14 protein-coding genes are annotated in these 14970 nt (G+C 51.3%); 11 read left to right on the forward strand and 3 right to left on the reverse strand.

The window, feature by feature from the left end; translation table 11 throughout:
• Positions 1-15 precede the first annotated feature (15 nt).
• Positions 16-2319 (forward strand): DNA topoisomerase IV subunit A, encoded by a 2304-nt coding sequence (gene parC / locus AOC34_RS04755; RefSeq protein ID WP_108470052.1) that lies wholly within the window; start codon positions 16-18, stop codon positions 2317-2319.
• Between the two features lie 22 nt (positions 2320-2341).
• Here parC and AOC34_RS04760 read toward each other — a convergent pair whose 3' ends face one another.
• Positions 2342-2806 (reverse strand): RidA family protein, encoded by a 465-nt coding sequence (locus tag AOC34_RS04760; RefSeq protein ID WP_108469006.1) that lies wholly within the window; start codon positions 2804-2806, stop codon positions 2342-2344.
• Positions 2807-2931: 125 nt separating this feature from the next.
• Between AOC34_RS04760 and AOC34_RS04765 the strand changes: the two genes are divergently transcribed.
• A complete protein-coding gene (locus AOC34_RS04765; RefSeq protein WP_456107129.1) occupies positions 2932-3321 on the forward strand; it encodes a c-type cytochrome in 390 nt (129 codons plus the stop codon).
• A gap of 21 nt (positions 3322-3342) precedes the next feature.
• Entirely contained in the window at positions 3343-3684 is a 342-nt protein-coding gene (locus AOC34_RS04770; protein WP_108469007.1) for a c-type cytochrome, read from the forward strand.
• A gap of 12 nt (positions 3685-3696) precedes the next feature.
• On the opposite strand, the gene AOC34_RS04775 is transcribed toward AOC34_RS04770, so the two are convergent.
• Positions 3697-4329 (reverse strand): GntR family transcriptional regulator, encoded by a 633-nt coding sequence (locus AOC34_RS04775; RefSeq protein ID WP_108469008.1) that lies wholly within the window; start codon positions 4327-4329, stop codon positions 3697-3699.
• A gap of 121 nt (positions 4330-4450) precedes the next feature.
• On the opposite strand from AOC34_RS04775, the gene scpA reads away from it, so the two are divergent.
• From scpA to AOC34_RS04815, 8 genes are read left to right on the forward strand one after another with little or no spacing between them, the layout of a single operon-like run.
• A complete protein-coding gene (gene scpA / locus AOC34_RS04780; protein ID WP_108469009.1) occupies positions 4451-6631 on the forward strand; it encodes a methylmalonyl-CoA mutase in 2181 nt (726 codons plus the stop codon).
• A gap of 6 nt (positions 6632-6637) precedes the next feature.
• The gene (gene meaB / locus AOC34_RS04785) at positions 6638-7663 is read left to right on the forward strand and encodes a methylmalonyl Co-A mutase-associated GTPase MeaB (RefSeq protein WP_108469010.1); all 1026 of its coding nucleotides are present in this window, start codon (positions 6638-6640) and stop codon (positions 7661-7663) included.
• Between the two features lie 9 nt (positions 7664-7672).
• Positions 7673-9205, forward strand: coding sequence for an acyl-CoA carboxylase subunit beta (locus tag AOC34_RS04790; protein ID WP_108469011.1), 1533 nt, complete (start codon positions 7673-7675; stop codon positions 9203-9205).
• 17 nt (positions 9206-9222) lie between these two features.
• Complete coding sequence (accC, locus tag AOC34_RS04795; RefSeq protein ID WP_108470054.1) at positions 9223-11259, forward strand: acetyl-CoA carboxylase biotin carboxylase subunit; 2037 nt, start codon at positions 9223-9225, stop codon at positions 11257-11259.
• 10 nt (positions 11260-11269) lie between these two features.
• Positions 11270-11740 carry a VOC family protein gene (locus tag AOC34_RS04800; protein WP_108469012.1) on the forward strand — a complete coding sequence of 157 codons (471 nt, stop codon included), beginning with the start codon at positions 11270-11272 and terminating at the stop codon, positions 11738-11740.
• A gap of 9 nt (positions 11741-11749) precedes the next feature.
• Positions 11750-12490, forward strand: a complete 741-nt coding sequence (gene tsaB, locus AOC34_RS04805) for a tRNA (adenosine(37)-N6)-threonylcarbamoyltransferase complex dimerization subunit type 1 TsaB (protein ID WP_108469013.1) — start codon at positions 11750-11752, stop codon at positions 12488-12490.
• A 46-nt stretch (positions 12491-12536) separates the two neighbouring features.
• On the forward strand, positions 12537-13055 hold the full coding sequence (rimI, locus tag AOC34_RS04810) for a ribosomal protein S18-alanine N-acetyltransferase (RefSeq protein WP_108469014.1): 519 nt from the start codon (positions 12537-12539) through the stop codon (positions 13053-13055).
• Positions 13052-13612, forward strand: coding sequence for a uracil-DNA glycosylase family protein (locus tag AOC34_RS04815; protein WP_108469015.1), 561 nt, complete (start codon positions 13052-13054; stop codon positions 13610-13612). Before rimI ends, AOC34_RS04815 begins: the two co-directional genes overlap by 4 nt.
• Before the next feature lie 23 nt (positions 13613-13635).
• On the opposite strand, the gene lplT is transcribed toward AOC34_RS04815, so the two are convergent.
• Positions 13636-14955 (reverse strand): lysophospholipid transporter LplT, encoded by a 1320-nt coding sequence (gene lplT / locus AOC34_RS04820; protein ID WP_108469016.1) that lies wholly within the window; start codon positions 14953-14955, stop codon positions 13636-13638.
• Between the last annotated feature and the right edge of the window lie 15 nt (positions 14956-14970).

Consider the following 14970-nt stretch of genomic DNA (forward strand, 5'->3'; position numbering starts at 1 on the left):
GCATCGTCGGACAGTATGGGTGGTGATGGAGGTGATGGAAGCGAAGGATTAACGCTGGCGGTCTATGCCGAGCGGGCGTATTTAGACTACGCGATCAGCGTAGTGAAGGGCCGCGCTTTGCCTGAAGTGGCCGACGGTCAAAAGCCAGTGCAGCGGCGCATTCTCTTCTCGATGAGTGAGATGGGCTTACGTTCAGACGCAAAGCCAGTGAAAAGCGCCAGGGTGGTTGGCGATGTATTGGGTAAATTTCATCCGCATGGCGATCAATCGGCCTACGACGCCTTAGTTCGATTGGCCCAAAGCTTCTCATTGCGTTATCCCCTGATTGATGGTCAGGGCAACTTTGGTTCACGCGACGGCGATGGAGCTGCAGCGATGCGCTACACCGAAGCCCGTCTGACCAAGATTGCGACCCATTTGTTACTGAGTGAAATCGATGAAGGTACGGTTGCGTTTGCGCCAAACTACGATGGCTCTTTTCAGGAACCTAAATTACTTCCCGCGCGCCTGCCTTTTGTATTGCTTAATGGCGCATCTGGTATTGCCGTTGGTATGGCCACGGAAATTCCATCGCACAATTTGCGCGAGGTGGCTGCAGCTGCCATAGCGCTCATGAAGTCTCCAAACATGAGCAGTACTGATTTGCTAGGGATTGTGCCAGGCCCAGACTTTCCGGGTGGCGGTCAAATTATTTCGTCTGCCAGTGATATTGCGCAGATTTACGAGGGCGGTCGCGGCAGTTTAAAAGTGCGGGCTCGCTGGTCGGTTGAAGAGTTGGCACGCGGTCAATGGCAAATTGTGGTGAATGAGTTACCGCCAGCAACGTCAACGCAGCGGGTGCTGCAAGAGATTGAAGAGCTGACTAACCCCAAAATCAAATTGGGTAAAAAATCATTAACGCCCGATCAAAGTAATACCAAAGCAGCCATTTTGAATGTACTCGATTGTGTTCGTGACGAATCCAGCAAAGACGCTGCGGTACGTTTGGTATTCGAGCCCAAGAGCAAGAATGTCGAAGTTAATGACTTCGTCAATTTGCTGCTGGCACACACCTCGCTGGAGTCCAATGCGCCGATCAATTTGGTGATGATTGGCAACGATGGTCGTCCACGCCAAAAGAATTTAAAAGATATTATTTCCGAGTGGATTGCCTTCCGCGTTGCAACGGTAACGCGCCGCACCGAGCATCGTCTCGGTAAAGTCAATGCCCGCATTCATATTCTGGAAGGTCGCCAGATTATTTTGCTGAACATCGATAAGGTCATCAAAATCATTCGCAATAGCGATGAGCCAAAGGCTGACCTCATTACTGCTTTTAAGCTCAGCGATCGCCAAGCCGAAGACATTCTTGAAATTCGCTTGCGCCAACTGGCACGGCTGGAGGCAATCAAAATTGAGCAAGAACTTAAAGAGCTCCAAAGCGAGAAGGCCGATCTGGATGGCCTCTTGCAAAGCGATAGCACTTTGCGCAAACGCATCATCAAGGAAATTGAATCCGATGCAAAAGAGTTTGGCGACGAGCGCCGTACTTTAATCCAAGAAGATAAGCGCGCAATCGCAGAGGCTAAAGTGATTGATGAGCCGGTCACGGTAATCGTGTCGCAAAAGGGTTGGGTTCGCGTTCGCCAAGGCCACGAACACGACGCACAGCAGTTTTCGTTTAAGTCGGGTGATGCGCTCTACGCTACATATGAGTGCCGTACGGTGGATGTGATGCAAGGCTTCGGCAGCGACGGTCGTGTGTACACCGTTCCTGTTAGTGAGTTGCCGGGAGCGCGTGGCGATGGCGCGCCGCTAACTAGCTTTATTAACTTAGCAGCAGGCTCGCAAATGGTAGCGTATTACGCCGGCCAATTGGATGATTTGGTGCTGATTTCAACGCGGGCTGGCAACGGCTTCTTAGCAAATGTGTCCGATATGCTCACCCGCAACAAAGCAGGCAAGTCCTTTATTGGCGTTGACAGCAAGTTCAGCCCGGGCGATGCCCCGCTGGGAGCCAGCAAGGTGCGCCCTGGCATGAAGCAGGTCGCCTGTTTATCGGAAAGTGCGCGGCTATTGGTGTTCCCACTCGATGAGCTCAAGCGCCTACCAACCGGAGGCAAGGGCGTTATCTTGATGGGCTTGGATGACAAAGAGCGCCTTGCGTCGGCGGTTGCCGTTGGCCCGGATGGCGCTACTTACTCTGGTGCGGGCCGGGCCGGAAAGCCAACCGAGTTAAGCCTCGACAGTAAGACCTTGAAGTCGTTTGCGGGCAACCGCGCGCGTAAGGGCCATTATTTAGAGCCACGCTTAAAAGACGGAAAGCTGAGCCCGAATTAAGTCACTGCTTTTTTACTAGGCTTTACTCAATCTCGGCGATGAGTTCAATTTCAACGCAGGCACCCAGGGGTATTTGAGTTACTCCAAAGGCGCTGCGGGCATGCTTACCAGCTTCGCCAAACACTTCAAATAACAGCTCGGAGCAGCCATTTATCACCAGGTGCTGCTCCGTAAAGAGGTCGGTCGAGTTAACCAGTCCCATCACTTTGACAATTCGCTTCACGCGATCCAGTGAGCCCAAGTGCGCTTCCAGGGTAGCCATTAAATCGATCGCAATCGAGCGTGCCGCGGCTTTGCCGCTAGGAGTATCTATGTCTAAGCCCAATTTACCGACCCAAGGCTTGCCATTTTCTTTGGCGATATGCCCAGAAACAAAGACAGTAGAACCGGTGGTTACGGCCATGACGTAAGCGGCAGCAGGGCTTGCGGTGGCGGGGAGCTCAATACCGAGGTCTTTAAGGCGATCGCTGATGGGTTTGGTGGACATATATTGAGGCGCTTTTTAGGGATAAAGGGGAGGGTAGAATCTTACTGCTAAATGCGGTAAAAATGAGTAATTGAGCACTCTCCGCTATACTCTTGCAAGCAAATTAGTCTGTTTTTTATATATTGATGATTTCCATGAAAAAACTCTCCGTGAATCGTTTATTGTCCACCCTGATATTCACTGTCGGCGCTGGATTTTCTGTCCTCTCTGTGAATGCACAGGCACAGGATGTCAAAGGCTCTGCCGCTGCAGGCCAAGCGAAGGTTTGGCTCTGCACTGGTTGCCACGCCATTCCGGAGTACCGCGCTGATTACCCATTGGTTTATCGCGTACCGAAAATTGGCGGACAAAATGCTGCCTATATTTACGCTGCCTTAGAAGCGTACAAGTCAGGGGAGCGTAAGCATCCCACGATGCGCTCGATTGCTGGCAGCATGACTCCTCAAGATATGGCCGATGTGAGCGCGTATTACGCTGCACAAAATTCGACCTCTCCTGCAAACCCCTTAAAGTAATTTCGATTTAGAGGTCCATTTATGAAAGTCGCACTCCTTATTTCTTTTTTGCTTTCCAGCATTGGCATAGCTCAGGCTTCCGATCTGGCTAAGGGAAAAGAGCTAGTTGAAAAGAACAATTGTGCTGCCTGCCATGGCGCCAATTTGAACGAGCCGCTTGCTCCGGCGTACCCCAAGATTGCCGGACAGTACGCTGATTATTTGTATTACGCCTTGCGTTCCTATCAAGTAGCAAACAACCCTAATTTTGGCCGCAAGAATGCAGTTATGGCATCGCAAGTAGCGCAGTACAGCGATGCCGATTTACGCAATATGGCTGCCTACATTGCCTCATTACCAGGCACGATGGTGATCAAGAAGTAATTTAGTAAAAGCCTAGCGCGTGGCCTCGAGCCCGCGCGCTAGATGGGCCTGCATGGCTTCTTGTGCAGCAGCTCCATCTCTTTTTATTAATGCTTTCAGTATGTTACGGTGCTCATTTAAGGCGCTCTGTAATCGGCCAGACCGGCCCAAGGAATCTCGACGTTGTAGTTTGAGCACCTTGCGTAGGTCGTCAACAACCCCATTCATCCAGCGATTGCCTGCAATCTCCATAATCAACTCGTGAAAGCGCACGTTGATCTCAAAAAACTGCTCTTCATCGCGATCGGCTGCGGCTTTTTCAAGCTTTAAGTGCAAATTATCCAGCTGATTGAGTTGTGCCTCGCTTGCTTTTAAGGCCGCTTCTTTCGCTGCAAACCCCTCTAATTGAGCTAAAACAGCAAAAATCTGCTCTAAATCGCCGCGTTCTACCTCAGTAACGTAAGCGCCACGCCTCGGCTTCATCGTCACCAAGCCTTCGGAGGCGAGTACCTTGATTGCTTCGCGCATGGGTGTTCGGCTGATGCCAAAGGTTACGGCCAAACTTTGCTCATCCAGCCAACTGCCTGGCGGCAGCGTGTGGGCAAATATCTGCGCGCGAAGGCGTTCAGCGACGTCGTGATAAAGGGGTCTATTGCTTAAATTCATGGATTTTCGACTAAATTGTATTAATAATTATGTATACAATATCTAGACAGAAGTCGATTTGTCAAGCAAAATACGAATAATTAAAAATGATGTCGTCACTAAGCCAACAGGAGTAAGTGGAATGAGTTCATCCAATGCCAAGCCGAATCCGTGGCCCGATTCCAAAAAAGTGGAATTGAGCGATTGGGAAAAAGCGGCACAAAAATCAGCCCCCAATGGCAATACCGATGCGCTGGGCTGGAATACACCGGATGGCATTCATTTAAAAGCCTTGTATACCGCAGCGGATTCTGCAAGCTTGCCGTATGCCAATACCCTGCCTGGATTTGAGCCATTTGTGCGCGGGCCGCAGGCCACCATGTATGCAGTAAGGCCTTGGACCATCCGCCAGTACGCAGGCTTCTCGACGGCAGAAGAGTCCAATGCGTTTTACCGTAAAGCATTGGCAGCTGGCGGTCAGGGCGTCTCTGTTGCATTCGATTTGGCAACCCACCGGGGCTACGATTCCGATCATCCGCGGGTAACCGGCGATGTCGGTAAGGCTGGGGTTGCGATTGACTCCGTCGAGGACATGAAAATCCTCTTTAATGGCATTCCGCTCGATACCGTTTCGGTATCCATGACCATGAATGGCGCCGTATTACCGGTACTGGCTGGCTATATCGTGGCAGGCGAAGAGCAGGGCGTGAGTCAGGCGCAGCTCTCCGGGACGATTCAGAATGACATTCTGAAAGAGTTCATGGTTCGCAATACCTACATCTATCCGCCTGAGCCATCGATGCGCATCATTGGCGACATCATTGAGTACACCGCAAAGCACATGCCCAAGTTCAACTCGATCTCGATCTCGGGTTATCACATGCAAGAGGCTGGCGCTAATCAAGTATTGGAGCTTGCCTTCACCCTGGCCGACGGCAAAGAGTACGTTAAAACTGCATTAGCCAAGGGCTTGGATGTCGACGGCTTTGCTGGACGCCTGTCCTTCTTTTTTGCCATTGGCATGAACTTCTACTTGGAGGTTGCGAAATTGCGCGCTGCTCGTTTGCTGTGGTGGCGCATCATGAAAGAGTTCAATCCGCAAAATCCAAAATCGCTGATGCTGCGAACCCATTGCCAGACCTCGGGCTGGTCTTTAACCGAACAAGATCCCTATAACAATGTGGTACGCACCACGGTAGAAGCCATGGCGGCAGTCTTTGGTGGTACTCAGTCCTTGCATACCAATTCGTTTGACGAAGCGATTGCGTTGCCATCGGAAACCTCCAGCCGAATTGCACGCAACACCCAGTTAATTCTCCAGGAAGAAACCCATATCACTAGCGTGATTGATCCCTGGGCTGGCTCCTACATGATGGAAAACCTCACGCAAGAGATGGCCGATAAAGCATGGGAAATTGTGCTCGAAGTCGACGCCATGGGCGGCATGACCAAAGCAGTTGAAAGTGGTTGGGCTAAGCTCAAAATTGAAGCCGCTGCTGCTGAAAAGCAAGCCAAAATTGATTCGGGCGCCGATGTCATCGTGGGCGTGAATAAATACAAACTGGATAAAGAAGAGTTGGTCGATGTCTTGGTGATTGATAACGACAAAGTGCGTATCAATCAAATCGAACGCTTGAATTCGATTAAGGCATCGCGCGATAGTAAAAAGGTAGCGGCTGCACTGGAGGCGCTAACCAAGGCGGCGGCAGATCAAACCGGTAATTTATTGGAGTTAGCGGTAGCAGCAATGCGCTTGCGCGCTACCGTCGGTGAAGTATCTGACGCTTTAGAACAAGTCTACGGGCGCCATCGCGCCGATACGCAAAAGGTGACCGGAGTGTATGCAGCTGCTTATGACTCAGCCGAGGGCTGGGAAAAACTCAAAGGGGAGCTCGCTCAATTCGCGAGTGATTTTGGACGCAGACCGCGCGTGATGATTGCCAAGCTCGGCCAGGATGGCCATGACCGCGGCGCAAAAGTGGTCGCCACCGCATTTGCGGATCTGGGTTTTGATGTGGACATTGGTCCACTGTTTCAGACTCCAGAGGAATGTGCGCGCCAGGCGATTGAGAATGACGTTCATGCGCTGGGTATTTCTACTTTGGCGGCGGGTCACAAAACCTTGGTGCCAGCAATCATCGCTGAATTGCGTAAGCAGGGCGCCGATGACATCATTGTGTTCGTTGGCGGCGTCATTCCGCGACAAGATTATGAATTCTTGTATGAGGCAGGCGTAAAGGGCATCTATGGTCCGGGCACCCCGATTCCCGCTTCTGCCAAAGACGTGCTCGAGCAAATTCGCAAACAAGCAAAGCCGCTCTAATTCACCATGCTGCCTGCCGCTGATCAAGCCTTGTTTGATGCAATTACAGGTCCATCAGGATCGGCGCAGCGTCGCGCTTTGGCTAAGGCCATTACCTTGTTGGAGTCCACTCGCTTGGACCATCGCAAGCGCGCAGATGAATTACTGAATGCGTTGCTGCCAAAGACGGGAAGGTCATTTCGTTTAGGTATCTCCGGAGTTCCTGGAGTAGGAAAGTCAACCCTGATTGAAACCCTGGGTCTCTATTTGATTGAGCGCGGTCACCGCGTAGCTGTTCTGGCAATCGATCCATCCTCAAGCCTATCGGGCGGATCGATTTTGGGTGACAAGACCCGCATGGAGCAGCTCTCGGTGCATGAATGTGCATTCATCCGGCCCAGCCCATCTTCCGGAACATTGGGCGGCGTTGCCGAAAAAACCCGCGAAGCACTTTTAGTCGCCGAAGCGGCTGGGCACGACGTCGTGATTGTGGAAACCGTCGGCGTTGGTCAGAGTGAAATTGCTGTGGCTGGCATGACCGATTTATTTTTGCTACTGCAATTACCCAATGCGGGTGATGATTTGCAGGCGATTAAAAAAGGGGTGATGGAACTGGCTGACTTGATTGTGATCAACAAGGCCGACATTGATCCCAATGCTGCAATGCGCGCACAAGCATTTATTACCAGCTCCCTACGATTATTGGGCTTTCAGGGAAACCCGGATCACGCCTCGCACGATACGGAGTATTGGCATCCCATCGTCATGTCCTTATCGGCATTGCAAGGGACCGGCATCACCGACTTGTGGGATCACATTCTGCGCTTTCAAAAACTGCAAACGGCCAATGGTCGATTGGCTGCCCGGCGTCAAGTGCAGTCAGGCGCCTGGATGTGGGAACGCATCGATGCTGGACTCAAAAGTGCATTTAAAAATAACCCCGCAGTTCAGGCTTTACTTCCCGAACTGAGCAATGCCGTCAATCTTGGAACCATCGCCCCCTCGGTTGCTGCAAGGCGCTTACTTGAAGCGCTGGGCCACACCTCTTTCTAAGGAGTCAGTATGCAAGACATCATCCATCAACTGGAAGCCAAGCGGGAGTTAGCGCGCCTTGGCGGCGGTCAAAAACGAATTCAGGCACAGCATGCCAAAGGCAAGTTAACCGCCCGTGAGCGTATTGAATTGCTCTTGGACGCAGGCAGCTTTGAAGAGTGGGATATGTTTGTTGAGCACCGCTGCACCGATTTTGGTATGGCAGATCAAACCGTGCCAGGCGATGGTGTTGTCACGGGTTACGGCATGATCAATGGGCGACTGGTGTTTGTCTTTTCTCAAGACTTTACGGTTCTGGGCGGCTCTTTATCCGAAGCCCATGCCGAGAAGATTTGCAAGGTCATGGATCAAGCCATGAAAGTTGGCGCTCCCGTCATTGGCTTAAATGATTCGGGCGGCGCTCGTATTCAGGAGGGCGTTGCTTCCTTGGGTGGCTACGCCGATATTTTTCAGCGCAATGTGACCGCCTCCGGCGTGATTCCACAAATCTCATTAATCATGGGGCCATCTGCTGGCGGCGCGGTGTACTCGCCGGCACTGACTGACTTTATCTTTATGGTTAAAGACAGTTCGTATATGTTTGTAACGGGTCCCGAGGTTGTCAAAACCGTGACCCACGAAGATGTAACAGCGGAAGAGCTGGGCGGAGCAGTAACCCATTCGACGGTTTCAGGCGTGTGTGATTTAGCCTTTGAAAATGATGTCGAGGCAATAATGGTGTTGCGTCGTTTTTTTAATTACTTACCTTTATCCAATAAAGAAAAGCCACCAACATTACGCTCGGCTCGGCGCGATGAGGCGCCGGATTACTCACTGGATACCTTGGTGCCGGCCAATCCCAATCAACCGTATGACATGCATGAGTTGATTCGTAAGATTGCAGACGACGGGGAGTTCTTTGAATTACAGCCCGATTACGCCAAAAATATTTTGATTGGTTTTGGTCGGATGGAAGGGCAGACGATTGGCATTGTCGCCAATCAACCCCTGGTTTTGGCGGGCTGTTTGGATATAAAGGCATCAATAAAGGCTGCTCGTTTTGTGCGTTTTTGCGACGCCTTCAATATTCCCGTCGTCACCCTCGTCGATGTTCCTGGCTTTATGCCGGGTACCGCTCAAGAATACGGCGGCATTATTAAACACGGCGCGAAATTACTCTATGCCTATGCTGATTGCACTGTACCCAAAGTCACCCTGATTACGCGCAAAGCCTATGGTGGCGCCTATGATGTGATGGCATCCAAGCACCTGCGCGGTGATGTGAACTTTGCATGGCCTTCAGCTGAGATTGCCGTGATGGGGCCGAAAGGCGCTGTTGAAATCATCTTCCGCGAAGAAAAAAGCGATCCCGAAAAAATCGCTGCACGCGAGGCGGAATACAAGGCCAAGTTTGCAAACCCCTTTGTGGCAGGTCGTCGCGGCTACATCGATGACGTGATCTTGCCGCATGAATCGCGTAAGCGAATTGCACGATCGCTCGCTATGCTGAAAGATAAGGACCTTAAAAATCCGGAGCGCAAACACGGCAATATTCCCCTGTAATGGATAGGCACGATCACATGAAAACCACCCTATTTAAAAAGATACTGATTGCCAATCGTGGCGAGATTGCATGCCGTGTCATTAAAACAGCGAAACGCATGGGCATTGAAACCGTTGCTGTTTTTTCTGAGGCCGATCGCGAAGCAAGGCACGTTCAATTAGCCGATGAGGCAGTCTGCATTGGACCTGCGCCATCGCGCGAATCCTATTTGGTGATGGACCGCATCATTCAGGCTTGTAAAGAGACTGGCGCACAAGCGGTGCATCCGGGCTATGGATTTTTATCCGAGAATGAGCAATTTGCACGGCGCTGCGAAGAAGAGGGCATTGTCTTCATTGGGCCTAAGTTTGCGGCGATAGCTGCCATGGGCGATAAGATTGCCTCCAAAAAATTAGCCATGGAAGCGAAGGTCAACACCATTCCTGGCTTTAACGAAGCGATTGATAGTCCAGACGTCGCGGTCAAAATTGCCAAAGACATCGGCTATCCCGTGATGATCAAAGCATCGGCCGGCGGTGGCGGCAAAGGCTTGCGGGTTGCGCACAATGATCAAGAGGCGTTTGAAGGTTTTGCGGCCTGCCGTACCGAAGCCCTGAATAGCTTTGGTGATGACCGCGTATTTATTGAGAAGTTCGTTGAAGGTCCGCGCCACATTGAGATTCAGATACTGGGTGATGCGCATGGCAATATCGTCTATCTCTGGGAGCGTGACTGCTCGATCCAGCGCCGTCACCAAAAAGTGATTGAAGAGGCGCCATCGCCTTTTATTGATCCAGCCACCCGCAAAGCCATGGGTGAGCAAGCCGTTGCCTTGGCACGCGCTGTCAATTACCAATCGGCTGGCACGGTCGAGTTTGTCGTCGGGAAAGACAAATCTTTTTACTTTCTGGAGATGAATACCCGCCTGCAAGTGGAGCATCCCGTGACGGAATCGATCACGGGACTGGATTTAGTAGAGCAAATGATTCGGGTTGCTGCTGGTGAAAAACTGTCGTTCACTCAAGACCAGATCAAGCTCGACGGATGGTCCATGGAGTGCCGGATTAATGCCGACGATCCCTTCCGGAATTTTTTACCATCCACTGGCCGCCTCGTGAAATACCGTCCTCCAGCAGAAGAAAACGGTGTCCGTGTCGATACAGGCGTATATGAGGGCGGAGAAATCCCGATGTACTACGACTCGATGATTGCCAAACTGATTGTGCATGGCCGCGATCGGATGGATGCGATTCATAAAATGCGCCATGCACTCAATCAATTTGTGATTCGCGGAATTCATTCGAATATTTCGTTTCAGGCAGCGCTCTTACAACATCCGCGCTTTGTTTCGGGTGACTTCACAACCGGCTTTATTCCGGAAGAGTACCCGAATGGATTTCAGCGGGATTCCGTTCAGCCGGCCGATCCAAATCGCCTGGCTGCGCTCGCCACCTTCATGCGCACACGCTACCTAGAATACATTCAAGTAATTGACGGGCAGCTGCCAGGCCATGAGATGCAAATTGCCAAAAAATTTGTATTGGTAACCGGAAAACAGGTGGGTTCGATGAACGATCCCATCAACATACCGACGCGCGTTGAACACAAAGACGGCGTCTACTCGGTTTATGTCGAAACTGCAGAGGGTATTAGTCGCTACGACATTATTAGTGAGTGGCGCCCAGGTCAAATTGTCCTCAATGCCACCATCAACGGTACGCAGTCGATATCGGCACAAGTCGAACGTCGAGGTATTCGTTACCACTTAGTGCTCGATGGCGCCCAATACGAATGCATTGTCTTAAGTCCGCTTGGAGCTGAGTTGCAGGCACGGATGCCGGTCAAGTTGCCGCCGGACACCTCGAAAATGGTCTTATCGCCGATGCCAGGCCTTTTAACCAAGATATTGGTGCATGCAGGTGATCACGTCACAGCAGGCCAGAAACTCGCCACGATTGAGGCCATGAAAATGGAAAATACCCTCTCGGCATTGCAGGACGGCGTCGTTTCTGAAATCTTAGCCAAAGAAGGCGATAGCCTAGCAGTAGATCAAATCATTATTCGCTTCGAATAAAGGACAGAGTATGACTGACGCAAGGCCATTTCGTATTTTAGGTATCCAGCAAATTGCCATTGGCGGCGAAGATAAACAACGCCTGCGATCCTTGTGGGTCGATTTGCTTGGCTTTACCTTTAAAGATACCTATGTATCCGAACGTGAAAACGTCAACGAAGATATCTGTGCCATTGGTCAAGGTGCGCATGAGGTTGAAGTGGATTTGATGCAGCCGGTGGACATCGCAAAAAAACCTGCGGTACATCAAACGCCACTGAATCACATTGGTCTATGGGTCGATGATTTACAGATAGCCCATGACTGGCTTAGCAGTAAAGGCTTACGCTTTGCTCCTGGTGGAATTCGTAAAGGCGCTGCAGGCCACGATATTATTTTTATCCACCCCAAAGGCAATGATGAATTTCCATTCGGGGGTGAGGGCGTTCTGATAGAGCTCGTCCAAGCACCACCGGACATCATTCAAGCTCTGTCGTCTTAAGGTCCGTTCTTGAAACCCATTCTGGCGATCGATACTTCATCGACTTGGTGTTCGGTTGCACTCTCGCGTAATCCATCGACTGAAGGCGTGCTGGAGCGTCATGAGTTACTGGGGCCGGGCGCTAGCCAGCATCTCTTGCCATGGATCACTGAATTACTGCAGCAAGAAGGAATCACTTTGCGGGACTTGGATGCGATTGCTGTAGGCATCGGTCCGGGCGCCTTTACCGGAGTGCGCTTAGCGGTTGCGGCAGTACAAGGCTTAGCCCTTGCAAGCCATTTGCCCGTTGCGCCGGTTGCGAGTCTGGATGCCATCGCAGCTATTGCAATCGATCACCCCTTGATACAGGCGATGGATGCTAGCAAACATCAATTCACAGTGGCAATTGATGCCCGCATGGGTGAAGTGTATTGGGCTAATTACAGCCTGATGAAAGCTGCGCAAGCAGGTGGCGAGAGTACGGCATTGCCAGAGCGCATCGGCGATATTCAGCTGAGCAGGCCAGAAGATGTCCAAATGGGCACAAGCGAATGCGTGTTTGGCAGCGCGGTTACGCAATACTCCGGCCATTTTGAGCAGCATATGCCCTCCAGTCAAATGGTTGGGGCTCTCGGGGTCAGTGCTGGTGGCGTCTTGCGCTGTGCAAAGGCGATGTTAGCTAAAGGGCAGCTCATTGCCGTGGATCAATTGGAACCCCTGTATGTCCGCAATAAAGTAGCGCTGACTAGCGCTGAACGTGGTGCAAAATAGAAGCTTCTATTTTGGATTGCAGCAATCTTTTTAATTAACGCCTCAAATGACGACTACCCAGGATGCCCAGTTAACCTTCATGCCAATGCAGCCATCGGATATGCGCGCAGTCATGGCCTTGGAAGCAATCTCGCATAGCCATCCGTGGACACAAGGTAATTTTTTGGATTCATTGACGGCGGGGCATTGGGCCTATTGCATTCGGCCGGAGATGACGGCAAATGCAGCGTTAGTACCGAATTTGCCTGAATTGTGGGGCTATTGCATTTTGTATCCCGCCGTTGATGAATTGCATTTACTCAATATCACGATTGATCCAACATTGCGACGCAATGGGATTGGCAGTCGTGTGATGCAAGCCATTGAGGGCATTGCGATGCGGCAGAAAATGAGTCGCATTATTCTTGAGGTGCGCCCCTCCAATATCCCGGCAGTCAAATTATATGAACGGATGGGCTACGCCATCATTGGCGTGCGTAGGGCATATTACCCAGCCGATGAAGTTACGGGTAAGCGTGAGGATGCCGGTGTCATGGCAAAATCGATTACCCTTGAGGCACCATGAATCCCGCCCCATCCAATAACGCAAGCATGCGCTCCTCCTTTTTAAAGGAAATGGGCATTACAGAATGGGTCGATCGCTCTGGCCTCAGTGCTTCTCTGAGCGCGCCAGCAGCACCTCAAGACAATACTCAAGCGTCACCTGAGCCTACAGTAAGCCCATCGGAACGCGCAGCTGAGATTAGCGGCCGCTGGATTTTTATTGGGGCCAAACCCCAAGGCGATGCCCTCACTTTGTTCCAAAACATCGTGCGGGTGCTAGGTTTGCCGAATGGCGCATGGGTTTGGCAAGACCAAAAGGCCAGCATCGATGCGCTAATTGAATCCACCGCAGTACCGCTGGTGGCGATTGCATTTGGCGCAGCGAGTGCGCAGCGTTTAACGGGGGAAAATGCGCCCTTAGCTGAGTTGCGTGGTGCCATCCACTCTCTGATGCACGGCGAAGCCGAAGTGCCTTTGATCGCAACACTGGAATTGGCGCAAGTCTTGGCAAGGCCGCAAGAGAAAGCCTTGCTTTGGGAGGATTTACTACTCGCGCGCTCGGTGTTACAAAGCCTTTAAACCCGCAATTAACCAACTGATTACTAGTGTTTGCTTTCACCAATCAGGTGTAGGGAGTCATACTCCGCTTGATTGCGGGCATGCCGCCGCATAATCAAGATCATGATGATGCTGACCGATAAACCAAAGCCAGTAATGACATAAGCGATTGGCACATCAAGCCAGATGAGTAGGGCATAGAGCATCAGCATGCTTAGTACCGACAGATTTTCATTGAAGTTTTGCACCGCAATCGAATGGCCTGCTGAGAGCAAGACGTGGCCACGATGCTGCAAGAGGGCATTCATGGGCACTACGAAGTAGCCTGCGAGCCAGCCGACTAAGATCAGCAGCGCATAGGGCGGAATCAGATTAAGCGTGAGCTTCATTTTGTCAAACTCGACAAGCACAATCGGCGGAATCATGTCGATGTGATAGATGGCCATGACGCAAACCACAAGACCCATTACAACGCCATATGGCAATACCTTCAAGGATTGCTTTAGGGGGATGCGACTGGCTGCCCAGACTGCACCTCCGGCTACGCCCACCGCAGAGATGGCTTGCAAAATAGCGCCTTGCGAAAGACTCATGTTGAGCGCGACTTCCGCCCACTTGAGCACAATGAATTGCAAAGTAGCACCGGCACCCCAAAAGAGGGTAGTTACGGCTAAGGAGATCTGACCCAAACGGTCATTCCATAGCGTTCTGAAGCAATGGGCAAAATCCGCAATCAAATCGATTGGATTTGTTTTTTGAGCCACATAACGAGCGCCGGTATCGGGGATTTTGAGGTTAATGAGCGCGGCGATGATGTAAATCATCATAATGACCAAAATAGCTGCTTCGGCTGGCGTGTCTATGCCCGTTTCAATGACAGGCAGGTCAAAGCCCAGTAGGCGCGATGAGACGCCAACGCTGATCAGCACGCCACCCAAAACCGTACCCAAGATAATGGAGCCAACAGTTAGGCCTTCAATCCAGCCATTGGCAGCGACCAAGCGCTCTGGGGGAAGTAACTCGGTGAGGATGCCGTATTTAGCGGGGGAATACGCAGCGGCGCCAAGGCCCACAATGGCATACGATAGCAAGGGGTGGCTACCGAATAACATGACGGCACAGCCCACAAACTTAATGGTGTTGGTGATGAACATCACATTGCCTTTGGGCCGAGAGTCTGCAAACGCACCCACAAAGGCGGCCAGAAGGACGTAAGATAAGACAAAGAATAGCTTGAGCAAAGGGGTCATCCAATCCGGAGCATCAAGCTGGATTAGGAGTGCAATAGCCGCAATGAGGAGCGCGTTATCGGCCAGCGACGAAAAAAATTGCGCCGCCATAATGGTGTAAAAACTACGGTTCATTCGTACAATCTATTC

This window comes from Polynucleobacter difficilis, assembly GCF_003065365.1.
In the GTDB taxonomy this organism is placed as follows: domain Bacteria; phylum Pseudomonadota; class Gammaproteobacteria; order Burkholderiales; family Burkholderiaceae; genus Polynucleobacter; species Polynucleobacter difficilis.